Source organism: Parapedobacter sp. (genome assembly GCF_053550995.1).
In genome coordinates, this window is record NZ_JBMQOC010000019.1 from 1 (window position 1) to 23,350 (window position 23,350).

Here is a 23,350-nt window from a genome sequence, read left to right on the forward strand (position 1 = left end):
ACGGTGGAATAACGCGGCGGTAAGCAGCAATTGCAGGGCCCCGCCACGGCCACCCTCCTGCGCCGCTATCCGCTGGGCTCCCAGGTATACATCCCTGGTATGGGCAACGTTATGATAGGTAAAGTCGGGCGAAAGTTCTTCCGTCAACCGGTCCATGATGTATCGTTCAGCCAAATCGAGTTGCATATGGGGTGTTTCCGGTGGCTAATATATGTTACTTTTTCCTTTTTCTTCTTTTGTCGGAACAAAAAACCTAAGCGATAAATATAGCTTTGATTTTCCTACAATAATTTCGAGTGAGGAGTGGGAAGTTTTTTTAGCTAATTTTTGGAAAGATTCGATAGAATTTGCGCAAATGGTTGAACAAATGCCAGAAGAAAAACTGCAAGAAATTTTCATAGATGAGAAATATGGCACTTATCTTCTAAACATAGAGTCGATGATCGAACACTGCTATTATCACTTAGGCCAAATAGTGTTATTGAAAAAGTACTTTGTTCTAAATGTCTAAATTGAACAACCCATCGAAAATAATAGCCAACCCCTCACAAATTAAAAAGCCTTCATCGAAAGATAGACATTTTTCCGCGGGCGGTGAGGGATTGGCTGCGCCGCACGGCCCCGCACTCGAAGGCCGCAGCCATCCCGTTTGGGGGAGGATTCACCAAAATGAAGCCATTCGCTGCACTCATTCCTTTTTCTGTTTAACCGGCTCGCTCAAGCGCGCTTGGCTCGCCTGTTTAAACAGAAAAACCCCTCGTTTTAAACGAGGGGCTTCATTTTGGGTGGCGGGGTGTCAGGGACCACAATCGAACCCCTCGTTCAATTATTGATGCTTTTTGAAAGTCAATATACCACAAATACCATAAACGATATGGCGTGCAATAGTTATTTCAGGTAGTGGCCACGGAGTGACTGGATTTCAAGAATCACTGCGGTATGGTCATTGTAAATTTCATAAACTATGCGATGTTCACGATTGATCCGCCTTGACCAGGAACCGGACAGTTGGTGCTTCAAGGGTTCATACAAGAGCACCAGTTAACGGCTCACTGTTTTTTCTTGTAACGCAACTGGGTTAATCCCGTATCAAATGTTTCCACCTGCGCGAATTCGAGCTGTTGTTCCGGTCGCCCATCTTTAAATAGCCTTGTGCCTTCGCCCAACAAAACGGGTATGACCGAAATGATAAATTCGTCGATGAGGTCGTGCTTCAATAATTCATTGATTACTTCCGCTCCACCATCACAATAAATGTTTTTTCCATCTTCAGACTTCAATCTTTTGACCAAATCAGGCAGACTTCCGGTAAAAAAGGTTGTCCTACCTATCCTTGGTCTTTGATTTCTTGTGATAACATATACATCCCTCTCCCCATTGTCATAATGGGAAACGCCGACATTCTTGAGCACGTAATCGTAAGTCTTCCTACCAATAATCAACGTGTCGATGCTGCTCGTAAATTTGGCGTAGCCATAATCTTCGCCTTCTCTTTGTACAAGGTTTAAGAAACTGAGGTCGTCGTTGGGTTTTGCGATATAACCGTCTAAGCTCATCGCAATGAAAAGTGATATTTTACGCATTTGTCTTAAATTTTAATATGCTACAAAATTAGTCGTAGACAAGTACTGGTACTTTGGAAAAATGCGACAAAATTAAATTTGTGAGGGAACCAACCCTGTGTTCCGCTTAATCTCATTGGTTAGGTGCGAATGGTCATAATAGCCACACTCAAAAGCAATATCCAATAAGCTCCGATTTTCATCTGAATTTCTAATTATGCTCAAAGCATTTTGAAAACGAATAATATTCGAATATTCTTTGGGTGATACCCCAATGTTTTTCTTAAAACTCCGTTCTAATTGTCTTACAGTTGTTAAATGTCGCTTCGACAGGTCGTAGACACTAATTTGTCCGTTTGCTGAATGTATGTCATTAATGACTGCCTGTAATTGGTTGGTTTTGTTTTTTATTCTGTCCGAAAAAAATTGGTTGAGATAATCGAATGGGTTGCGAAGGATTTTATCAACTTCAAATGAACTGGATTTTTCAAACTCAACAGTGTCATTAGTTAATACATCTTGGGAGACATAGTCATAAAAATTACTGAAAGTTGCTGGCTTAAAACATACACCTAATAAATATGTATCACTGTTAATAAAACTATCTTTGAATGAAGTCATTGCGCCAACTACATAAGTTTTTCCAAACTCCATGGTGACCGAACCGCTGTCTGTTAAACAATTACCTCCTAAATTCATTACTACACCTGCACAGCCATCAGGAAAAACCCGCTCCCATTGTTCGCCGAGTTCACTTCCTTTCAGTTCCCAATAGAAATTAATAAAAGGTTCTAATTCTTTGTAAGGTGTTGTTTTCATGTACTCCATTTGATTAGAATTTAATAGTTAGGTAATGACCATTAACTCAGTGGAGAGTGAGGGATTGGCTCACCTGTTTAAACAGAAAAACCCGGCTATTGCCGGGCTTCATTTTGGGTGGCGGGGTGTCAGGGACCCCAGTCGAACCCCTTGTTCAACTATTGATGCTTTTTGAAAGTCAAGTTTAGGTGTTTGATACGTTTGTTGGGTAGATCAACGTCCAAACGCATTGATCGAGTTCATAGAAGTTAGGGGCTGACATCTGTAAGAGCTCCGTGTTCGGGTTTTTGTCGCATACTAGGTAATCGATCTCCTTACTTTGCCGGACTTCAGGTGTCCCCCGGGTGCGATATATATCGGCATACGCCGTTTTATGGCCTTTCATATAGTTCATTGATTTGATAATCAAAACGCTTAACGCATTCATTATAGTGTCTTTCCACAGATTTATTCTTTTATCAGTTCTTCGACCTGTCTGATAAACTTATCCGTTGCGTAATTGGCAAAACCGGTATGATGGTACCTGATTTTTCCGTTTTTATCCAACACGACAGTGGTAGGCAATGCACCAGCGTAGATTTCTCTGGGTACTTGACCACTCGCCGTATATAGGGAAACCGAAAAATTTTCCGCATCCAAATAGGCGCGACCTTTGGCAAGGTCGCTGTCCTCGTTGATGGTCAGAAAGAATACATCGGGGTTGTCTTTGAGCCGGGAATAAAGCGTTTCAATCGAGGGGAACTCTGCCCGACAGGGTGGACACCACGAGGCCCAGAAATTGATAAAGACAACCTTGCCTCTTAAGGATGAGGTATGGTGGTTATTCCCTTGTTCATCAGCAAAGCCAAAATCATGAGCCGACGTGGTTGCCGTGCTGTTGCCATCCATACTCGCGTTGAAAAGCCCGGTTGCCATGAGCTGCCGGAGCACAAAAGACTTTGTATCTGGGCTGACGAACATCACCCCGACAAAAATGACCAGCAAAATGGTGAAACCATTTTTCCGGATGTACTGCCAAATCATAACTTCTTTCTAGCTGTTAATTACTACCTACCAATTCGTTGATCGCGCTGACTAGCTGGGGGTCTGAATAATCCCGGCCACCCTCCATACGGCCCACCATCTCGCCGCGTTTGTCGAGAATCACCGTCGTGGGGATAGCGCCCCCTAAATAGTCGGATGGGATGTCGCTGACTGGAACATACACCGGCAGGTCATAGTTGTTTTCCTGCATAAAAGCGGACGATTTTTCTATTTTATTATCGACATCCACCATCAGGAATACAATGTCGTCATTTTCGTTGAACGATTGTTTCAATTCATTAATGGACGGCATTTCGTGAATACAGGGCGGGCACCACGTCGCCCAGAAGTTAATGAATATCACCTTGCCTTTCAATGCACTTATCGATACGGTTTTTCCGTCTTCGCCTTTAAAGGAAATATCCGATGCCGGGGGTGTTTCCACCACCGCAACATCTTCTGCCGTGATCGTGTCGCCCTTGACCTAGTTGACGTTGTTCTTCACAGTATTTCCACAGGCCGCCAAGGAAAGGGCGGTGATGATGATCATCCCCGAACGGACGATTGAGTTTATGCTCGTTGTTTTCATTTTGAGATCTTTTAGTGCTTTCATTGATGGTTATACTATTTATTTATTTTGCCTTCTTTGATTTCCTCGGAGGGTTTGATAATGATATTATCCGCCGGAGAAAGATTTCCGAACACCTCGGTCAGCGTATCCAAACGGATGCCTTCGTTGACCGGGATCCGCTTGATTTCGTTGTCGTTCAACGTTAACACGTAGGTGCCCGACTGCGTGTGCAATACGCTCTTATTTGCTACCCAAGTTGATGGGCGTTTGCGTTTCAGTTTCAGCTTGACCTGCGCATAATCGCCTCCCTGCAATTCGCCTGACGGGTTGCTCACGTCAAACTCCAAGGTAAGGGAACGGTCTTGCTGATCGAGCAAACCCGATGAGCGAGAAAGCGTAGCATCAAATGTCTTACCGGGCTGCGAGCTTACGGTAAACGTAGCGGGCATGCCCTCATATACGGATGACGCGTGCTTTTCGGGCAGGGAGAGGGTAAGCCGGAGCTTGTCGCTCTGCACCATCATAAATAACGGCGTAGGGCTTCCTGTTCCCGCCAATGCCCCCACAGATACATTTCTTTGGGCAACCACCCCTTCGAACGGTGCAGTAATGCGTAAATACTGGGTTAGCTGCGACGAGTGTGCAGTGCCCGCTTTGGAGGCTTCGTACGCAGATTGGGCACTTTCCATGGCACTTTTTGCCCGTTCGAGTTCAATATCCGCGACTGCTCCGGTGGTTTTGGAGGCATCGAGCAGGCGTTCAAACGCCTGTTTGGCGTACAGATAATCACTGTGTACCTTTTGCTCGTTGGACTTATCGGATAGGTACCGCTGCTCCATCTCGGGGGCCTCGAGTACTGCCAAAAGCTGTCCTTCGCGGACGTAATCGCCCCTATCCACATAAAGCTGCTTGACGAAACCGGTAACCTTTGCATATACCGAGACCTGTTCATAAGGTTTCAGTTCCGCCGGGACAGCGATTTCGTATTTGGGATGAAGTGACTGTACGGGTACCGTCGGATAGCTGACCGTTTGCGTTTCCGCTTTTTGTTCCTGTATTTTCTCTTCGCCTTGCGGTGAACAAGAAGCAAGGCCGAATAGGAGCGCGGCCATCATCCCATTTGCTATCGTTTTTTTATTAGCTAAAATGCTGTGATACATCATTTTTGTTTTTATATGTTAATCGTTTACTTTTTGGATGGTTCGAGGTAAAACCTACTTCGGTTATCGTCAGGATCCAATGACGGACTGATTACGGAAGCCTTAGACATGACCGAAGAGAAAAAGTGCGGCACTAGTAGTAAAATAGTAACCGTGGAAGCGACCAAGCCACCGATGACAGCACGGCCGAGCGGCGCTACCTGTTCTCCGCCATCACCCAAGCCCATTGCCATCGGTAACATTCCGGCAAACATGGCGGCAGCGGTCATCAATACCGGTCTCATTCGCGATGAGGCCGCTAATCTTGCCGCATTGGTGGGTTTCAGCACCAGTTGCCGGCGGTAATATTCGGCCTGATTGACCAACAACACGGCATTGGAAACCGATACGCCCAACGACATGATAATGCCCATATAAGACTGCAGGTTGAGTGTACTGCCGGTAAGGAAAAGCAAAATAAGGCTGCCCGCAATCACGGCCGGCAATACCGACAGGATAACCAACGGCACTTTAAACGATTGGTAATACGCGGACAGCATCAGGAATATAACAATAATCGCTATGCCCAGACCCGCTAACAGACTGCTCAATGTGTCGTCGAGGAGCTGCAGGGTTCCCGCTGTCCAGACCGTAGTACCTCTTGGTGGGTCTCCGGCATCGGCAACTGCCCGCCCCACAGCCTGGGAGGCGGTTCCCAAATCCGCTCCATAGACATTGGCAACCACTGTCACATAGCGATTGGGGCCTTTGCGATTTACTTGTGCGGGGGCTGTTGTTCTGCGGATCGTGGCGACATCCTCCAGAACCGGACGGAGGCTTCCCGCTTTCAACGGGAGCGAACGCAGCCTTTCTTCGGATTGCATGATCCGTTCGGGTATCTGTACTTGTACCTGAAACACCAGCCCGGACACCGGGTCGACCCACAGGTTCTTGTCAGTATAGCGCGTGGAAGACGTCGCCGTTACCAGACTTCGGGTGATGTCCTGCATCGTCAGGCCGAACTGTCCGGCCAAGTCCCGGTTCACTTCGATTTCGAGCGTTGGATAGTCCATCGATTCGGCAATGCGAACATCCCGCAGATAGGGAATCTCCTTCAGCTTCTTTTCAATCTTGGCGGCGTGCGCATAAGCACCTTTGACCTGCCGGGCACTCACTTTGACCTCTATCGGTGTCATCGCCCCTTGCCCCATGATTTTTTCGGTCAGTTCCATCGCCTCAAAGTTAAAGGCGACCTCCGGGTGGTTCGCGTTGATCCTTTCCCGGATGACCTCTTTGAAATCTTCTATCGAGCCGGTGTAGACGTCCTGATTGACCGACACCTGCAGGACGGCTTCATGGGGAGCACTGCTGAATAGAAATATCGGGTTGATGGGTGAAGCTGCCGGGTGCATCCCGACAAAAGCGGACGTGATGTTCAGGCCGTTTTCGGGCAGTGCGGAACGGATATCTTGGGTAATGTCCCTGACGATCTGTTCGGTCTTTTCAATTCGGCTCCCCTGCGGTGCCTGTAAGCGGATCTGAAAATCACCGTTGTTGGAAACCGGCATCACATCCGTACCGACCACGTTTAGCAAAATGGCGGCAATCCCCCCGGCGACAACGACGTACCCCACAAAAAGTGCCCCTGATTTCTTACCCCACTTGCGCATCCGGTACGAATAGTTTATCCGGAATTTTTCAAAGAAGGCACGTTTCCGTGCTGTTTTCATTCCTGCATTATGCTTATTTTTCATCATCCAGTTGGCCAAAATCGGCACAAAGGTCTGTGAGGCCAAGAACGAGGCAATCATCGCAAAGGCGACGGCCAGCGACAAGGGCATAAACATATCTTTCGGAATGCCGGTCATGATAAACGCGGGAGTCAGCACCGCAAGGATACAAAGCAGGATCAGCAGTTTCGGGATGGAGATTTCGTAGAGCGCATCGATGATGGCCCTCGCTTTGGATTTACCCATCTCCATATGCTGGTGTATGTTCTCAATTGTGACCGTGGCCTCATCGACGAGGATACCGATGGAAAGCGCCAGCCCGCTTAGGGTCATGATATTGATGGTTTGGCCCAGGAGGTGCAGTACCGAAACTGCGGACAGGATTGCAATGGGAATGGTAAACACCACAATGATTGCGCCCCGGGTATCGCCCAAAAATAAAAGGATGACCAAACCGGTAAAGACGGCCCCTAGTACACCTTCCAAGACGAGGTTGGACAAGGCACGTTCGATGTAGGAAGACTGGTCAAATTCATAGCTGATCTCGACGTCTTCGGGCAATTGGTTTTTAAGCTTTGGAATGGACGCTTTCAGGTTTTCCACCGCTTCCAGCGTAGAGGCATCGGCTTTCTTGATGATGGGCAGATAGACCGATCGTTTCCCGTTGACCAATGCGTAGCCCACCGTTTGGTCGGCACCATCTTCGACACGGGCGACATCGCCGACGTACACCGTGCGGTTATCGTTGGCTTTTATGGGTGTTTTCAAGAGTTCTTCCGGCCCTTTGGCAATGGAGTTGATGGGCGCCATCAGGTTTTTATCGCCTATGCGGATATTTCCTGCCGGAGACGGAAGACTGTTTTTGGTGATGGCTACCGTGATTTCTTCCGGGCTTAGTCCATTGGCCTGCATGGCTTCCGGATCGATATTGACCACAATGGAACGGATATTCCCTCCGAAAGGCGCAGGAGCAGTAATACCGGGCACTTCCGTAAACATGGGCCGTATCCGGGTGATGGCCAGCGTTTGCAGCTCATTGACGGATCGCTGGTCGCTTTCAAAGACCAATTGACCTACGGGCAGCGAGCTCCCGTCAAAACGCACCACCATGGGAGGAACGGCTCCGGGTGGCAGGAAACCCATCGCTCTGGAAACGGATGTCGACACTTCGCCGGCCACCTGCGCCATATCGGTCCCCGGATAGAAGGTCAACTTCATCAACGTCAACCCTTGTACGCTTTTGAAGTCAATGTCTTTTACACCGCTAACGAACAAGAGCACTTTCTGGAATTCGTTGGCCATAAACCCATCCATATAGGCCGGTGACAGTCCGCCGTACGGCATCGCGATGTATATCGCCGGCAGCTCGACTTCGGGAAAGATGTCGACGTTTATTTTTCTTATGGTGTTATAGGAAAAGAACCCGATGGCCAATACGGCAACCATAATGGCAATGGGTTTCCTTAACGCAAATCTGATAATGTTCATGTACGATTCATTAAAGGTTGCTGAATAAAAATCCGAAATCCGCTGTCAGTTCCGCCTCGTAGGCAAGCAATGCCCAGTATTCGCGGGAAGCTTCGATATGGGCATTCTCCGCCTGTTCGAGCAAGGTGCGTATCTGCAACAGTTCGCTCAGCGTAATCAAGCCGCTTTTGTATCTTGCGAGATACATGTCGTAAGCGTCCTGCGATTGCTGTACGGCAAGCCTCGTTTTCTGAAGCTGCTCGGATTGTTCTGTGATTTTTGCCTGGGATGCGGATAAATCCGCACGCATGGCCTGTTCATACTGTGAACGCCGGAACTGTGCGCTTTCCGCTTCTTTAAAAAGTTGCCCACTTTTCATGCGGTTGGTGTGCAGGCTCGTCAGATTCCACGTGATGCCGATACCGGCCAAAAAATTATGGGTCGTATTGCGGAAACCGTCCCGCCAAGCGCCCGACACCCTGCCGTTGGGCCCGATTCCCGTACCGCGGTAGGCATAACCGCCCAACAGATTCAACGAAGGCAGCGACGCTTTTTTTTGGGCCTCACCGCTCAGTGTGTAATAGTCGGATTGCTTATCCAATGCGTCGAGAATAGGGTGTCGGGGATGGATGCGATTTAACTCGTTGAAGGCCTGTGGAGCGGGATGGCCGAAGCGGATGGCCGATGCGATGTAATCGACCGTATCATCGCCATACAATTCCAATACTTTGAAGTAAGCGGCCTGCCTAAAACCGGTCCACTTATCGCGTTCACCCATGGCCTGTACGTAGGACGACGACGCGAGCAAGCTGTCTGCCGCAGGTATCAAGCCCGAAGCGGACAAGCCCGAAGTGATCTGGCGGATATCGTCTAAGCGTTCGGCGTTCCGCTCCGTCCAGTGCAGCTTGGCATCGTTGTATAGTAGCGCGATATACCGTTCAGACAAGGTCTTTTTAAGCCCGAGTAAATAGGCGTCTTTTTCACTGACGGATCGATGATACAACGCATCCGCGGCCTCGTTCTGCTTGCGGCGTCTACCGAATGAAAACAGCTCCCATTGAACAATAGCGGAACCAAAGGTGTTGGCTGCCGTAGTGCTGCCATCCAATGGTACGGCCGAACCACTTACGTTGAAAAACCCTGCCTGCGGAAAAAAGGCGCCAGCACTTCCCTCATAGGTGCCGTAAGTGCTTTGCGCTTGGGCGTTTACCTGTGGGAGCATATGGCTTTTAACTGCCCGTTGGTTAAACCTCGCGGCATCGATCGCCGAGGTTTTGACGCCAACGCCTGGATAGTTTTCCTCCACCTTAGACCACAGGCTGCCTAACGTGTGTTCCTTTTGCTGCGCATACAATGGAAAAGCAACAGCGATGGCTAGCCACCATACGGCGGCCGCTATAATATGTTTGATCATATTACTTCACAAATTTTGACAGGTCGCAACGGCGACCGAAGATTAATTTAAAGGGAAAACAATGGAAGTCCTGCCATTGAGCCAATCAGGTCAATAGCGAAGAAGGACATTAGCAGGAATGATGGATGATGAGTTTCCGATACTCCAAAAAGATGGGAATTGAGCTTCGGATTTTGCCACTGCCACTATAAAAGGGGTGTTTCTTTTCTTTGCTTACGGCATGAAAGCCGACGATAAATAGAAATGCCGCCGTGAAGATAACGACCGGCAATAGGTCATTTGCATGGTGCGAACTTTGTTGTTGAACGATTGTCTTATCTGACCCATCGAGCAGAACACATGTTTCCGCGGAATTCATGGAAAAATTACGTGCGCCCTTGGGTATACCTTGTTCGGAGTTTACAGGCAAACCGGCCAACGTTTTGATGCTTGCTTTGACAACACAGGAAGAAAGCAACACCAAAAGCGTGACCGCAAGTACAAAAATGCCTCGCTTGCCATTTTCCAAGATATGTGGTATAGCCTTGTTCATCAATTTACAAAAGTACCATTATTTGCATAACTGGGCAAATAATTATTGGACTAACTGATACTCGGTTTCGGTCCATTCATTGATGCCCCCCTGGTACACGCGGACGTTCTGTATTCCGTTCCTTTTCAAAATGGAGTATGCCATTGCAGCACGCACTCCGCTTTGGCAATGCACAATGATCGGTTTGTCTTTACGGATTCTATCTACGTTCTCTTCCAAAGTGGTTAAAACGATGTTTTCCACGCCTTTGATATGTCCGGCGTTATATTCGCCTTCGGTGCGTACATCGATGATCTGTACGTCTTTATTGTCTAAGTGCCTTTTTAGTTCCTCGATATTAACGAGGTCGGATTTCTCCAATTCGATATTCATTTTCTCCAAGTCGGTTACAAAACCATAGATGTTGTCCATCCCGATACGCATCAACTTACGAGTCAGCTCTTCCGTTTGGCCTTCATCGGTTACGAGCACGATTTGTTGCTCGTAACCCACCAAAGAACCGATCCAGGTGGACCACGACTTTCCGTTTTCGATATGCAAGCTACCGGAAACGTGCCCTTCGGCAACTTCTTCTTTGCTTCGGGTATCAATAATCAAAAGATTGTTGTCTATCGACTTCTGAAACGCCGGCTGATCAAGCATCGGGTGTATGGGAATCTGTATCAGTAACGGCCGCTCGACGCGGTTAAGTTGCTTCATTACGGCAAAATATTTGGGCGGGGCCGGTTGTCCGTCCAGGATGTATGTCACAAATTCTGATTCATCATTCTTAAATTGAAAGGCTTTATTAAACTGCTTTTCTTCCTTCAAGGTAGAATGGGGAATGGTACTTAAATTTTTTCCGCAAAACGAACCGGCTCCGTGCCCGCCCCATATTTCCAAGTCATCCGGCAGTTTTGAAAATTGCTGAATGGAAGCATATAGCTGCTTTGCGGCGATCTCCTGCGAGCCGACGTGGCCCGCAGATTTTTCCAGTAGGTCGGGGCGACCGACATCGCCCACCAATATAAAATCGCCCGTTATGGCCCTCTGCGGGGCGGTGGAAATTTCGGTGTCTCTTACCAGAAATGTGATGCTTTCGGGTGTGTGTCCGGGGGTGTGCATGACTTTCAGTTCCACCATACCGATTGTAATCAAGCTTCCGTCCCTTAACCCGAGGTGCGGAAATTGATATTGCCAGTCTGGTCCGCCCTCGTCTGACAGCAACAGCTCTGCATTGGTAGCGGCTGCCAACTCGCGCGAGCCGCTTAAAAAATCGGCATGAATATGCGTTTCGGCTATCTTCGTAATTTTGAGATGATTTGTCTCCGCTATTTTCAGGTATACATCGATATCCCGCCGAGGGTCTATAACAATGGCATCTCCGGTATTCAAGTCGCCGATGACATAACTTACCTGCGCAAGGCTTTCGTCATATACCCGTTCAAAAAAATAGCCTTGGGCATGTGATTTGTTTGCCTGTGTAAAAACAGCAAGCAAGAACGTGATCGCCGTGATGTTTCCTTTGTTCCGCATAATTCCCCTTTCTTAAAATCGTTTGTCCGCAAATTTAGACAATCGGCCAGCATTTTACGGTTACTTTAGTCACATAACGAGAAAATTTGCGTATCAGTATCAGCTTAAAGACAATCCGTACCAATCTATACATTCATTGAAAAGGTTAATAAATCTAAACAGTCCGTGGCTACCATAAAAAAAGGAAAATTGAAAAGATAAGATTGATTGACTCATGGGGAAGGGGAACGATAAAAATCATCGAGACTTGTAGACAGGCTGAACTCCCCGAACCCGAGCTTATCGAGCAAGACGGCGGTTTTTCGGTTACCCTATTTCAAAAATAAGTCGACAGTAGAACAGCTAATGAAACTTGGGTTAAACTAACGACAACTAAAAGCTGTTGAATACGTAAAAAGAAAGGGGAAATTGCGAATAAGGAGTTAAAATCAAAAATTGAAGAGGTACAAGCAGAAATCGAACAACAAATAAAATAATTACCATGAAAAAAACTGCAATACCATTTTTATCCGCTGTAGCGCTAATGCTTGTTGTCGGATGTCAAAATGCAGAAAAGAAAAATACGGATGCAGTAAACATCAATCCCATGGAAATGAAGCAAATTGGAACAGTAAGTGAACGATTTCAATCTTATAATGTTGAGATGGTTGAAGCAGCCTGTGTACCCATTTCGGATCAGAGATTTCATTGGTTTGTGTATCGCGCGGAGATGAACCAGGCAGGAATATTCCCGTCAGGGTTCAGAATTTCCTTGTTGAAGCATCAACAACGGTCGGGTATCCGAGACTCTATTACCGGCCCGTCCGGAATCGGTCTGTGGTAGGTGGACTGTACCGATCAAGCCAACGCGGCCCCTGTGATCTGTTTGTCATTGTTCACAAGGTGCAGAGCCGGTGGCATCGGATAGCAAGGGGAAGCATCACCCGGAAAGTGATCGACCGGGTGGGAGTGCCCTTAATGGTCTTTCCGGAAATGATGGCTTCCTTCCCTATATTTTAACTTTGTTTACATGCCATAACAACCGATTGTTGATACGTCGCGTTATTGCCTTTCTTTTGGGAATCGGTATTTTTGCGTTTGACAGCAGGAGAGGCGATCCATTTCACCGCTGATTTTTTCGATGTTGTCTTTCAGGCCATCCTTTATGTCTTCAAGCTTTTCCTTCGCTTCAGCGAAGGTATCACTTGCCGAGTGCAGGAACCATCGGCCTTTGCGGAGAATCCGTTTCCTTATTCTTTCTCCTTTGTCCGGTGCATACAGTGTTCCGGCGAGGACGCCTGCGGCAAAAACTCCGAAGATGCCCAGCAAAATCTGTTCTGTTTTTTTCATGACTTGTTGAATTAATTCGTAATCGATGCTAAGGTATTTTGGGATAGCGTTATTCGGACTGACATCGATCATCCGAACGATTGATTTTACTCATCGGCTTTACATCTTTCCTTTCATCATCCGGTGCCAGTAGAGATAGGGGAGGCCGTATTTCTTCAGTAGCCACATGGTCCATTGCTCCTTGGTCGTATCCACGAATTTACTGATCAGGGGGTCGCTGTCGCGTACGTTTCCGTATTTGAATTCGGCCAGTAGCATCTTGCCGTAGCCGGTCACGAGCGGGCAGGACGAATATCCGTTATACTTGCTGTCGGTCTTTCGGCCGTTGATAGCAGCAAGGAGGTGGTCCACCACTACGGGAGCCTGTTTCCGGATGGCGGCACCGGTCTTTGCTGTGGGGAGCGCAGCAACGTCGCCGAGTGCGTAGACATTCGGAAAAGCCGGGTGTTGAAGGGTATACGGATCCGCCGGTATCCATCCTTTGTTAGGGCCCTCGGTTTCGGCCAGCGGCGAATCGCGGACAAACGCCGGAGCGGCCTGCGGTGGGGCCAGGTGCAGCAGATCATAGGGGAGTTTCACAAGTCCGTCGTTTTGCATGGTTTCATGGATGGCGTCGGCAGCCTGCCAGTTAGCGGCTTCACCCGTATACCGGAAGAAAATGTGACGATTGTCGCCGTCAATCTTTGTCGGTGCATATAAGAATTTGGTAATGATGGATTTTCGGGCGATTATGTTGTTGAGCGTTTCGGCAAATTCCTTGGTGCCAAAGATAACGGATCCCGGTGTAGCGAAGATGATATTCGTACGTGCGCGCACCCCGCTTTTGCGGAAGTGATCATCTGCCAGATACATAATTTTCTGCGGTGCCCCGCCACATTTGATGGGCGTTGTGGGCTGTGTAAACACCGCATTGCCGCCTTTGAACCGCTGCAGGAGCTGCCAGGTTTTATTGGGGTCTATATAGTTGCTGCACACAGCCTCGGTTTGGATAGCCTCCCGCAATCCCGGCAGGGCATCAATATCCATCACCAAACCCGGGCATACCACGAGGTAATCGTAACCTAGCCGATCGCCCGAGGCAGTTTCGACGGTGTTTTCTGAGGGTTCGAACGTCTTTGCGGCGTCCTTTATCCAGGTGACGCCGGGAGGGATGAGCGATGCTTCGTCACGACGCGTTTTGGCATAGTTGTATGTGCCGGCTCCCACAAGTGTCCAAGCGGGCTGGTACCAATGGTCGTTGGAGGGTTCGATGATTGCAATGGTGAGGTTGCGCTGCCTACGCTTGAGCTGGGTGGCCACCATGATGCCCGCTGTGCCCCCTCCGATAATCAATACTTGATAATGCGATTCCATGTTCGATGCGGTTAAATTAACGTCATGAACAAATATACCTGTGGGTAGTGGTCGCGAAGGTGACCTGGGTCACACAGGGCAACGACCTATGTCATGATGCGGTGCGATTCCCGGTTTATGATGGAACAAGGTTTGTTCCGTCGCATCGGCGGTCTGCACTTGGCTTCCAGCGGTCGGAATAGGAGCGATATAAAAGTTATCGGAAATATCGTTCATGGTCTGATCATATATTTTCCTTCAATAGCCTTTCCAGCTCATTGGCGGGAAATACGCCGGATTGCCGCCATTTGACGGCACCATTTTTAAATATCATCAGGGTAGGTACACCCCGGATTTGGTATTGCCCTGCTAGCTGCGGATTTTTATCCACGTCGATTTTAATAATCGCTGCGGCATCACCGATGCGTTGTTTCACCTGTTCCAGAATAGGCGACTGCATGTGGCAGGGGCCACACCACGTCGCAAAAAAGTCGACCAAGACCGGCTTGTCGCCATTTATCAGTCCGTTGAATGTATCCATTTTTATTTTAGTTAACTTCTTCGTATTCAACGTTAGTTTTGCCGGACGGTTTAGATCGTGGTGGGTGAACCGCACAGCCGCCTGCACCACACCCTACATTGAATAGGGCCAATGCAGCGAATGCGGCTCCCATTAACGTGAGTGGAATGATGTCACTGCGTAGTCCTTCCACGATAATCAAAATACCCAATGCCAGCCGTATTCCGCGCATCAGGTTCCAGTTTGTTAGTAATGTCTTCATCATTTCTTCCATTGTATTCATACAAAGATGGCTATTTCAAGTTGGGCTACAGGTGACTTTAGTCACAATGGGTTGTTCTTTGGGGTGAGTACGATTGTGACAACAATCACTGAAAGAAAGCAAACAAAAGGTCATTTTTGTATTTTGCTTTAACATTCGATATGGAATCAGCAAATTTCGTTCAGCTCGGACTTCGGGAAAATTGGAAGCAATTTGCACTGTTGGTTATTGTCAATGCATTCGTGGGCGGGATGGTCGGCATGGAGCGGACGATTTTCCCCCAGTTTGCTATGGAGGAATTTGGCATCGCGTCCAACACGGCGATCCTTTCTTTTATCACAGCTTTCGGGCTGGCCAAGGCCGTGGCCAATTATTTCACGGGGCGGTTGGCCAACCGGGTCGGGCGGCGGAAGCTGTTACTGATTGGCTGGCTGCTCGCCATGCCCGTTCCTTTCTTGCTGATATACGCGCCGGGTTGGAACTGGGTGATCATTGCCAATGTCTTGCTGGGGCTGAGCCAGGGTTTGACATGGAGCAGTACGGTGATGATGAAAATTGACCTGGTGGGCGAGAAAGACCGTGGCTTGGCTATGGGATTAAATGAGTTTGCCGGCTACGCTGCTGTGGGGCTTGTCGCCTTCCTGACCGGTTACGTTGCTGCCCGGTTCGGCGTAACGCCGTATCCCTTTTTCATTGGCGTCTTCCTGTCTTTCGCTGGCCTGTTGCTGACCATTTTTTGGGTGAAAGACACCGCTGCTTTTGTGCAACGGGAAAGTACGTTGAACACCACCGAAAAATTACGCCATGTGTTTTGGGAAACCACGTTCGGTAACCGGACGCTGAGTTCTGTGACGCAGGCAGGTTTGGTAAACAACCTCAATGACGGGATGATTTGGGGGTTGCTGCCCATCGTCCTGCTGTCGCTTCACTATAACAGCGAACAGGCAGGTGCCATCACGGCGATTTATCCGGCCGTATGGGGTATCGGGCAGCTCTTTACAGGGAAAATGGCCGACAGGTACGCGAAAAAGAAGCTTTTGTTCTGGGGGATGCTGCTGCAGGGGTTGGCTATTATCTTCATTTCTTTCAGTACTGATTTTTATATGTTGGCCGTCATTTCAGTGGTGCTGGGCCTGGGGACGGCCCTGGTTTACCCCACCTTCCTATCCGCTATCGCGGAAGTGACCAGCCCCGTGCAGCGTGCCGAAAGCATCGGGACATTCCGACTGTGGCGGGACCTTGGATATGCGTTCGGCGCGGTGATTTCAGGAACAGTGGCCGACTGGCTCGGCATCGGATATGCGATATTGTTTGTTGGCCTACTGACGGTCGGTTCTGCGCTCATCATCCGATTCCGCATGCCGGGGCGTTGACCTTAAATGCCCTGCAAACTGAACTACCGAAGCCTTGCCCACGTGGTACAATCCTTCGTTGAGGTCGATCACCGCTTCATGGAGCGTGGTAAAGGTGAGCCTCCGGAAGATGCCCTTTACTTCGTCGATCGAATACAGCATGCGCTCATCCGTAGGACCGCCTGAACGCTCGGTCTCCTGGAACCGGAGCTGTCGTTTCGAAAATGCTTCAAAGATGACGGTGCCTCCGGGCTTCAGGCTTTGCAGTAACCGTTGGACGATGCTATCCCGGTGTTCGTGACCGAAATGGGCATAGATGAATGCTATGGCGTCGAATTTGTGCAGTGGATAAGCTGCCGATTGGGCATCAGCCACCTGGTAATCAATCCGGACCTGCCTTTGGGCTGCCAGCTGCTCCGCTTTTGCTTTGGCGACGGCACTTTGGTCGAACGCACTGACGCGCCATCCCTGTGTGGCCGCATATACGGCATTGCGCCCCTCGCCCTCAGCGGGGAAGAGGATGAATCCGGGTGTTAAGTCCCTGAGTTGCTCTTTCAGCCATACATTGGGTGCCGTGCCATACACATAAGCGCTATCGCGATAGCGCTCATCCCAGAGGTTCTTCATGCTGTTTGTGTTTATTGCCCGTAAATGTATTAAAGAGGAACGCACCCAACAAGGCACCATAGAGCGTGCTGCTGAGTGGTTTTGAAGTGATGGGACAGGTGCCGGTGTTGCAGCCGATGTAGTGGTAATACAAATAGCCACCCACGGCACCCAATACGATACCCGTAAGGGTAAGAAGTATGTTGGTACGTTTCATATACGTTTGTCTGTTGACGTGAAATCGATGGTAAGTTGTAAAAAAATATTGTGCTCCTTTTGCAGCCCGGTCTGTAGTAGAGGAAGCCGGTTTGCATGCATATAGCCCATATCCGCATAAAATCTGCTGCCGATCGGTACCTGCACGGATAGGCTGAGCCGATCGTGGTCAAACAGGTGGCTTGTGGGGGCACCGTGGAGGTTGAACAGGAGTTCTTCCTGCGCGATGACCTTCGTTTTGGTGCTCAGGTTGTATTGCAACCCAAGCCGGGCACGTCCGCGCAGGATGTCCTTCCCTCGGGAGAAATTGCGGTATTCCCAGAGCGTGCGGTCGGTAATCCATAGTCGGGGCAATAGACGATGCCGGAGCGATATCCCAACCGTGTTGCGGTATTCAGTTGTTGGCGTCGCTGATTTTTCGCCCCGGTGCGTTACGGCCGGATACAGGACATAGTACGCAAGGGGGGCGGCGTCGATGCGCACTCCATCGTTGATGCGGTAATATACCCAGGGTCGAATGGAATAGAGTGCCGCGTGGCGAAGGGGATACCCGCTCGTTCCGTCTTGCTGCCTGCGGTGCTGAACCTCCAGGTCGGTCGTCAGCTTTTCGCTGAATCGGTACCGGCCTGTAAAACGGAACCACCCATTCGTACGAGTCTGTCCTGACAGCGTGGTAGGGCAAACCAACATGCAGACTACGGGTAAGAGGAATCCCCAACGATAGTTCACGCTGTTCATTCTTTTTACGCGATGACGGGCTGGTTTTTATTCCGCCACTCCGCCATACCGCCCGAGAAATTCTGTACATCCTTGAAACCGTGGGCGGCCAATACAGATTGGGCAATGGCTGCCCGTGCGCCGCTTTGGCAGTGGATAACCAGCTGTTTGCTCCGGTCCAGTTCGTCCAGGTGGTCGGCCAGCGTACCGACAAACAGGTTAACGGCACCCGGTATGTGTCCGGCCGCATACTCGGATGCACCGCGTACGTCCACGACCTGTACGTCGTCCCGGCTAAGCAACGACCTGAAGGTATCCATGTCGATGATGCTGCGCGTTTCCAATGCAAGCCCGAGGTCATCCACGCCGGATATATATCCGAGGATGTTGTCCAGGCCGATGCGCATGAGCTTACGCGTCAGATCTTCGACCTGTGCGTCGTCGGCCACGAGTACGATCTGTTCGTCGTACCCCACCAGCCAGCCCACCCATGTGGAGAATGACCGGCTGTTTTCGATGCCGAGGCTTCTGGGGATGGCTCCGTTGGCATGCCTGATTTTAGGACGGGTATCAATAATCTTCGCACCGCCCTCGTATGCCGAAAGGAATTGGTCTTTCGTGAGCTTTGGATGCTGCGGTACTTTGGTCAACAGTGGACGATCCACCTTGTTGAGCTTTTTCATCGTAGCAAAATACATCGGCGGTTCGGGCTGTCCGGTGAGCAGGTAGTCGGTAAACTCCTTTTCGTCGTTTTCAAAACGGAACGCCCAGTTCCGTATCAATTCATATCCCACGGTGGTACTGGGTACCGCACCAAGCGCTTTGCCACAGGCCGATCCGGCGCCATGTCCCGGCCATACCTGTACGTAAGGAGGTAGGTTGCTGAATTTCGTCAGTGACTGGAACAGTTGATGTGCACCGATCTCCTGTGTGCCCACCAGTCCTGCTGCTTTTTCCAGCAGATCGGGGCGGCCGATGTCGCCCACGAAGACGAAGTCGCCGGTAAAGAGCATGATCGGCTCGTCCGTGGCCGGATGGTCGCGCAGCAGGAAGCTGATGCTTTCCGGCGTGTGTCCCGGCGTGTGGATGACCTCCAAAGTGAGGTTGCCCACCTTAATAATGCTGCCATCGCGCAGCGTTTCATGGGCAAATTGGTATTGCCAATCGGGCCCGCCCTCGTCGGAAAGGTACATCGTTGCCCCGGTCAATGCGGCGAGTTCGCGTGTGCCGGATAAGAAATCCGCATGGATATGCGTTTCCGTGACATGCGTAATACGGAGGCCATTCTGCTTTGCAATGTCAAGGTACGTGTCTACATCGCGCTTGGCATCGATCACGATGGATTCGCCGGTCGCCTGACATCCGATCAGGTAACTACCCTGAGCGAGTGATTGATCATAAATGTGTTGAAAAAACATAGCTTTTATTTTATTGCATTAATGCGGTAGGTTATCCCGCAATTTACCGTACATCCAGGTGCCTGCAATTGCGCTGAGCAACACGATGCCTACCACGGTGGCACCCGTGCCGATCTGGACAAACAAGGGGCCTGGGCAAGCGCCGGTGAGGCCCCAACCCAGGCCGAAGATCAGCCCCCCGTAAATCTGCCCTTTGTTGAATTTTTTCGGTGTGAAGGTGATGGGCTCGCCGTAGATGGTCCTGATGTTAAATTTCCTGATCAACCAAACGGACAGGACACCCACGGCGATCGCCGACCCGATGATGCCGTACATGTGGAACGATTGCAGGCGGAACATTTCCTGGATACGGAACCAACTGATGACCTCGGCTTTGACGAAGACAATCCCGAATAAGATACCCACGATGAGGTACTTGATGTTGTGATACCATTTGTGTTGCAGCTGCGATTCATTGATGCATATCGTATCCTGGGCACGGATCTCAAAATCTGTTTGCTTTATTGCTGAATTATTCATCGTTTATCCTAAAATAACTGGTAAAAATAGGTTGGCCATTAAAAACCCACCGATCATAAAGCAAATCGTTGCGACGAGCGAGGGCCATTGCAGGGTACTCAGTCCCATAATGGAATGTCCGCTGGTGCAGCCTCCGGCATAGCGGGAGCCGAAACCGACGAGGAATCCGCCACCTACCATCATCATGAGACCCTTTGCTGACAATAGGTAATCCCAGTTGTAGAGCTGTTGCGGGACCATGCTGGAATAGTCGTTGATGCCGTATCCGGCAAGCTCGTTAACCAGTGCCGGATGGACCACGATGGGATTGGGATCTGCCAATAGCCACATGGCGATGATTCCGCCGCCGAAAGCACCGACGACAAAAAAGAGATTCCAGAATTCCTTCCGGTAATCGTACTTGAAGAATTTGATGTCCGAAGGAAAGCAGGTGGCACAGGCATGGCGCAGGTTGGCCGAAATGCCGAAGTGCTTGTTGCCGAAAATCAGAAGTACGGGGACGGTGAGTCCCACCAATGGGCCTGCGATATACCACGGCCACGGTTGTTTCAACCATTCAATCATAAGCGTCAATTGATTTTTTCGTTCAACACATTCCATGCCCCGCCGTTGTATACTTCGCATCCGGCTTCAGCCAGTATGGTTTTGGCCATACCGCTCCGGTTGCCGCTTCTGCAGCAGGTGACGATGGGTTTATTTTTCTTTTTCAGTTCCACCGCTCGGACAGAAATTTTATCCAATGGGATGTTGATGCTCCCGGTGATGTGCCCACCCGCAAATTCGCCGGGTGTCCGCACATCGATGATCAGGGCACCGTCGTGTTTGAGCTGCTTGAAATCAGCTTTTTCGGAAGTGCCGAAAAGGGCAGTTAGAAAATTCATTGCTATTGTGTGTAATCGATGACTTGTTAAAGTAACTTCTTCGCCAGGTACCAGTCTACCATTTCCAGATCGCTGGCCTTGCGCGCGGCGAGCGCTTCCAACGTTTTTGGAGCGCCAATGATAACCTTGTCTCCGGGCTGCCAGTTAAGCGGCGTGGCCACTTGGTGCTCATCCGAAGTCTGTAGCGCGAGCAGCGCACGCTTGATTTCCTCCATATTCCGGCCAACGTTGAGCGGGTAGTACATGATGAGGCGGATTTTGCCGACAGGATCGATGAAAAAGACCGCCCGAACGGCCGCCGTTTCGCTTTCTCCGGGCTGTAGCATGCCATATAATTTGCTGACCTTCATATCCAGGTCGGCCACGATGGGGAATCCGAAAAGCACCCCTGTTTTTTCATGGACGGCATTGACCCAGGCGATGTGCGAATGGATGCTGTCGATGCTCAGTCCGAGCAGTTTGGTGTTGTGTTGCCCGAAAAAATCACTGTCCTGCGCAAAACCACTCATTTCGGTCGTGCAGACGGGTGTGAAATCGGCAGGATGGGAGAAGAAGATCACCCAGCTACCCTTGTTATATTCCGAGAACGTCATCGGTCCGGTAGTAGTGACGGCCGAAAAATCCGGTGCCAGATCGCCGATCCTCGGCATGGTTGTCATTGTTGTGGTTTCCATTTTCTTGATTTTTTTGATCCTGCCACTGCTTTGGCGGCAGGATCGGTGATTATTAAACGTTACTAAACTGTCATAGCATCGTGCTCGGGCATACGTAGTCGCTGATGGCGAATTTGTCCGACGTTTTGATGGCTTTGAATCCGCCCTGTATGTCAATTAGATTGTCATACCCTCTTGCCCGGAGAATGGAGACTAGAATCATCGAACGGTACCCCCCGGCGCAATGAACATAATACGTCCTGGTTTTATCGATTTCGCTGAGGCGTTCGTTGAAATAATCCAATGGCAGGTTCTGTGCACCGATCACATGTTCGGCGTCATATTCGCTTTGTTTCCGGACATCGAGGATGGCTGGGCCAGCGTTTGCTTCTTTTAGCAAGGCCAGTTCATCAGCAGTGATGGAAGTAATGGCGTCGACCTCACGACCATCTGCCTGCCAAGCCTTAAAACCGCCCTTCAGGTAGCCGATAGCATGATCATAACCCACACGGGCGAGGCGCGTAATCACTTCTTCCTCGCGACCTTCTTCGGCGATAATGAGGATAGGCTGTTGGATATCGGGAATGAGGGCGCCTACCCATGGGGCAAAACTGCCGTCGATCCCGATATTGATGGAATTGGGAATGAACCCCTTTGCAAATACCTGCGCATCCCGCGTATCCAGCAATATGGCATCGGTTTCATTGGCAGCCGCTTCAAAGGCTGCCGGATTCAGGGATTGCATGCCCCGATCCAGCACTTCATCGATGCTGTCGTATCCCTGGATATTCATCAATACATTTTTCGGGAAATAAGCCGGGGGTGGCATAAGTCCTGTCAGCACCTGCTTGATGAACGCTTCTTTAGGCATGTCCTGCAATGCGTAGTTTGTTTTCTTCTGGTTGCCCAGCGTATCGGTGGTCTCCGTGCTCATGTTCTTGCCACAGGCCGATCCGGCTCCATGGGCAGGATAGACGATGATATCGTCGGCCAGGGGTATGATTTTAGTATGCAGTGAATCATATAGGTGGCTGGCAAGCACCTCTTCGGTAAGTTCGGCCCTTACTTTTTGGGCAAGGTCGGGGCGACCCACGTCGCCAATGAAGAGTGTGTCGCCGGTGAAGAGGCCCACTTCCTTTCCCATTTCGTCGGTAAGTAAGAAGCTAGTGCTTTCCAGGGTGTGACCAGGTGTATGGATCACGGTGATGGTCACGTCGCCCAATTTCAGTTTTTCACCATCCTCGGCTACATGCGCGGCAAATCCCGGCTGAGCCGTAGGACCATACACGATGGTGGCACCGGTTTTTTCGGCCAGATCAATATGGCCGGATACAAAGTCGGCGTGAAAGTGGGTTTCCAGTACATATTTGATGGTCGCACCGTCTTTTTCCGCCCGCTTGATATAGGGGTCGACTTCCCGCAACGGGTCAATGATAGCGGCCTCGCCGTTGCTTTCGATGTAGTAAGCGCCTTGCGCCAGACATCCTGTGTAAATCTGTTCGATTTGCATGGTTATTTTTATTTGATTGATTTCCGATTTGTATTATATGTTTAATGATACAAAGGTAAAGGCGTGGGATACCTCGATTCGGTGACTTCCGTCACCTTCGGATATGATCGTTAAAGAAAAAGTTCGTTAATCAGGATATAAATACTCATGAAGAGCACAAACCAGCCGAAACCCTTTTGTAGCTTATGGCCGGATACCTTGCCCGAAATCCCGTTCCCCACGTAGAATCCGAGTATGGCCAGCCCAGTAACCAACAGCAGGAA

Annotated in this window: 29 protein-coding genes; 4 read left to right on the forward strand and 25 right to left on the reverse strand. The window is 49.7% G+C overall.

Annotation, left to right across the window (positions count from 1 at the left end; all coding sequences use genetic code 11):
* On the reverse strand, window positions 1-186 hold a 186-nt coding region (locus ACO1NT_RS02745; RefSeq protein ID WP_449046868.1), incomplete at its 3' end, for a hypothetical protein.
* Window positions 187-211: 25 nt separating this feature from the next.
* Here ACO1NT_RS02745 and ACO1NT_RS02750 point away from each other — a divergent pair.
* Window positions 212-511: a hypothetical protein gene (locus ACO1NT_RS02750; RefSeq protein WP_449046869.1), complete on the forward strand. Its 300-nt coding sequence runs from the start codon at window positions 212-214 to the stop codon at window positions 509-511.
* 52 nt (window positions 512-563) lie between these two features.
* Here the strand turns inward: ACO1NT_RS02750 and ACO1NT_RS02755 are convergent, their stop codons facing one another.
* The 11 genes from ACO1NT_RS02755 to ACO1NT_RS02805 all read right to left on the reverse strand — a co-directional run bounded on the left by ACO1NT_RS02755 (window position 564) and on the right by ACO1NT_RS02805 (window position 11,772).
* On the reverse strand, window positions 564-692 hold the full coding sequence (locus ACO1NT_RS02755; RefSeq protein ID WP_449046870.1) for a hypothetical protein: 129 nt from the start codon (window positions 690-692) through the stop codon (window positions 564-566).
* A 196-nt stretch (window positions 693-888) separates the two neighbouring features.
* On the reverse strand, window positions 889-1,038 hold the full coding sequence (locus ACO1NT_RS02760; RefSeq protein WP_449046871.1) for a Txe/YoeB family addiction module toxin: 150 nt from the start codon (window positions 1,036-1,038) through the stop codon (window positions 889-891).
* Window positions 1,039-1,049: 11 nt separating this feature from the next.
* On the reverse strand, window positions 1,050-1,583 hold the full coding sequence (locus ACO1NT_RS02765) for a dihydrofolate reductase family protein (protein WP_449046872.1): 534 nt from the start codon (window positions 1,581-1,583) through the stop codon (window positions 1,050-1,052).
* A gap of 72 nt (window positions 1,584-1,655) precedes the next feature.
* The gene (locus ACO1NT_RS02770; RefSeq protein ID WP_449046873.1) at window positions 1,656-2,381 is read right to left on the reverse strand and encodes a DUF6597 domain-containing transcriptional factor; all 726 of its coding nucleotides are present in this window, start codon (window positions 2,379-2,381) and stop codon (window positions 1,656-1,658) included.
* Window positions 2,382-2,828: 447 nt separating this feature from the next.
* Window positions 2,829-3,404 (reverse strand): TlpA family protein disulfide reductase, encoded by a 576-nt coding sequence (locus tag ACO1NT_RS02775; protein ID WP_326327712.1) that lies wholly within the window; start codon window positions 3,402-3,404, stop codon window positions 2,829-2,831.
* A 16-nt stretch (window positions 3,405-3,420) separates the two neighbouring features.
* On the reverse strand, window positions 3,421-3,852 hold the full coding sequence (locus tag ACO1NT_RS02780; RefSeq protein WP_449046874.1) for a TlpA family protein disulfide reductase: 432 nt from the start codon (window positions 3,850-3,852) through the stop codon (window positions 3,421-3,423).
* 176 nt (window positions 3,853-4,028) lie between these two features.
* Window positions 4,029-5,138 carry an efflux RND transporter periplasmic adaptor subunit gene (locus tag ACO1NT_RS02785; protein ID WP_326327710.1) on the reverse strand — a complete coding sequence of 370 codons (1,110 nt, stop codon included), beginning with the start codon at window positions 5,136-5,138 and terminating at the stop codon, window positions 4,029-4,031.
* Between the two features lie 23 nt (window positions 5,139-5,161).
* A complete protein-coding gene (locus tag ACO1NT_RS02790; RefSeq protein WP_449046875.1) occupies window positions 5,162-8,332 on the reverse strand; it encodes an efflux RND transporter permease subunit in 3,171 nt (1,056 codons plus the stop codon).
* A 10-nt stretch (window positions 8,333-8,342) separates the two neighbouring features.
* Entirely contained in the window at window positions 8,343-9,725 is a 1,383-nt protein-coding gene (locus ACO1NT_RS02795) for a TolC family protein (RefSeq protein WP_449046876.1), read from the reverse strand.
* Between the two features lie 109 nt (window positions 9,726-9,834).
* Entirely contained in the window at window positions 9,835-10,257 is a 423-nt protein-coding gene (locus ACO1NT_RS02800) for a hypothetical protein (protein WP_326327707.1), read from the reverse strand.
* 42 nt (window positions 10,258-10,299) lie between these two features.
* Window positions 10,300-11,772 (reverse strand): MBL fold metallo-hydrolase, encoded by a 1,473-nt coding sequence (locus ACO1NT_RS02805; protein WP_449046877.1) that lies wholly within the window; start codon window positions 11,770-11,772, stop codon window positions 10,300-10,302.
* Window positions 11,773-11,969: 197 nt separating this feature from the next.
* On the opposite strand from ACO1NT_RS02805, the gene ACO1NT_RS02810 reads away from it, so the two are divergent.
* Both ACO1NT_RS02810 and ACO1NT_RS02815 read left to right on the forward strand, forming a co-directional pair.
* Entirely contained in the window at window positions 11,970-12,098 is a 129-nt protein-coding gene (locus tag ACO1NT_RS02810; protein WP_449046893.1) for an ATP-binding protein, read from the forward strand.
* 155 nt (window positions 12,099-12,253) lie between these two features.
* On the forward strand, window positions 12,254-12,595 hold the full coding sequence (locus ACO1NT_RS02815; protein ID WP_449046878.1) for a hypothetical protein: 342 nt from the start codon (window positions 12,254-12,256) through the stop codon (window positions 12,593-12,595).
* Between the two features lie 218 nt (window positions 12,596-12,813).
* On the opposite strand, the gene ACO1NT_RS02820 is transcribed toward ACO1NT_RS02815, so the two are convergent.
* From ACO1NT_RS02820 to ACO1NT_RS02835, 4 genes are all read right to left on the reverse strand, one after another.
* Window positions 12,814-13,101, reverse strand: coding sequence for a YtxH domain-containing protein (locus ACO1NT_RS02820; protein ID WP_449046879.1), 288 nt, complete (start codon window positions 13,099-13,101; stop codon window positions 12,814-12,816).
* Window positions 13,102-13,200: 99 nt separating this feature from the next.
* Window positions 13,201-14,454, reverse strand: coding sequence for an FAD-dependent oxidoreductase (locus ACO1NT_RS02825; RefSeq protein ID WP_449046880.1), 1,254 nt, complete (start codon window positions 14,452-14,454; stop codon window positions 13,201-13,203).
* A 223-nt stretch (window positions 14,455-14,677) separates the two neighbouring features.
* A complete protein-coding gene (gene trxA, locus ACO1NT_RS02830) occupies window positions 14,678-14,974 on the reverse strand; it encodes a thioredoxin (RefSeq protein WP_449046881.1) in 297 nt (98 codons plus the stop codon).
* A gap of 7 nt (window positions 14,975-14,981) precedes the next feature.
* Window positions 14,982-15,218, reverse strand: coding sequence for a hypothetical protein (locus tag ACO1NT_RS02835; RefSeq protein ID WP_449046882.1), 237 nt, complete (start codon window positions 15,216-15,218; stop codon window positions 14,982-14,984).
* A gap of 158 nt (window positions 15,219-15,376) precedes the next feature.
* Here ACO1NT_RS02835 and ACO1NT_RS02840 point away from each other — a divergent pair, with 158 nt between their 5' ends.
* The gene (locus ACO1NT_RS02840; RefSeq protein WP_449046883.1) at window positions 15,377-16,588 is read left to right on the forward strand and encodes an MFS transporter; all 1,212 of its coding nucleotides are present in this window, start codon (window positions 15,377-15,379) and stop codon (window positions 16,586-16,588) included.
* Here the strand turns inward: ACO1NT_RS02840 and ACO1NT_RS02845 are convergent.
* The 9 genes from ACO1NT_RS02845 to ACO1NT_RS02885 form a co-directional block, all read right to left on the reverse strand.
* On the reverse strand, window positions 16,535-17,194 hold the full coding sequence (locus ACO1NT_RS02845; RefSeq protein WP_449046884.1) for a methyltransferase domain-containing protein: 660 nt from the start codon (window positions 17,192-17,194) through the stop codon (window positions 16,535-16,537). The two genes, ACO1NT_RS02840 and ACO1NT_RS02845, sit on opposite strands and share 54 nt — an antisense overlap.
* Window positions 17,175-17,390, reverse strand: a complete 216-nt coding sequence (locus ACO1NT_RS02850) for a DUF6132 family protein (protein WP_449046885.1) — start codon at window positions 17,388-17,390, stop codon at window positions 17,175-17,177. The genes ACO1NT_RS02845 and ACO1NT_RS02850 overlap by 20 nt, the downstream gene beginning before the upstream one ends.
* Window positions 17,387-18,127 (reverse strand): DUF2490 domain-containing protein, encoded by a 741-nt coding sequence (locus ACO1NT_RS02855; RefSeq protein ID WP_449046886.1) that lies wholly within the window; start codon window positions 18,125-18,127, stop codon window positions 17,387-17,389. Before ACO1NT_RS02855 ends, ACO1NT_RS02850 begins: the two co-directional genes overlap by 4 nt.
* A 5-nt stretch (window positions 18,128-18,132) precedes the next feature.
* Entirely contained in the window at window positions 18,133-19,524 is a 1,392-nt protein-coding gene (locus tag ACO1NT_RS02860; RefSeq protein WP_449046887.1) for an MBL fold metallo-hydrolase, read from the reverse strand.
* Window positions 19,525-19,542: 18 nt separating this feature from the next.
* Window positions 19,543-20,043: a DUF6691 family protein gene (locus ACO1NT_RS02865; protein ID WP_449046888.1), complete on the reverse strand. Its 501-nt coding sequence runs from the start codon at window positions 20,041-20,043 to the stop codon at window positions 19,543-19,545.
* A gap of 3 nt (window positions 20,044-20,046) precedes the next feature.
* A complete protein-coding gene (locus ACO1NT_RS02870; RefSeq protein ID WP_449046889.1) occupies window positions 20,047-20,607 on the reverse strand; it encodes a YeeE/YedE family protein in 561 nt (186 codons plus the stop codon).
* 5 nt (window positions 20,608-20,612) lie between these two features.
* Window positions 20,613-20,924 (reverse strand): rhodanese-like domain-containing protein, encoded by a 312-nt coding sequence (locus ACO1NT_RS02875; RefSeq protein WP_449046890.1) that lies wholly within the window; start codon window positions 20,922-20,924, stop codon window positions 20,613-20,615.
* A 26-nt stretch (window positions 20,925-20,950) separates the two neighbouring features.
* Window positions 20,951-21,598 carry a peroxiredoxin gene (locus tag ACO1NT_RS02880; RefSeq protein WP_449046891.1) on the reverse strand — a complete coding sequence of 216 codons (648 nt, stop codon included), beginning with the start codon at window positions 21,596-21,598 and terminating at the stop codon, window positions 20,951-20,953.
* Between the two features lie 70 nt (window positions 21,599-21,668).
* Complete coding sequence (locus tag ACO1NT_RS02885; RefSeq protein WP_449046892.1) at window positions 21,669-23,087, reverse strand: MBL fold metallo-hydrolase; 1,419 nt, start codon at window positions 23,085-23,087, stop codon at window positions 21,669-21,671.
* Between the last annotated feature and the right edge of the window lie 263 nt (window positions 23,088-23,350).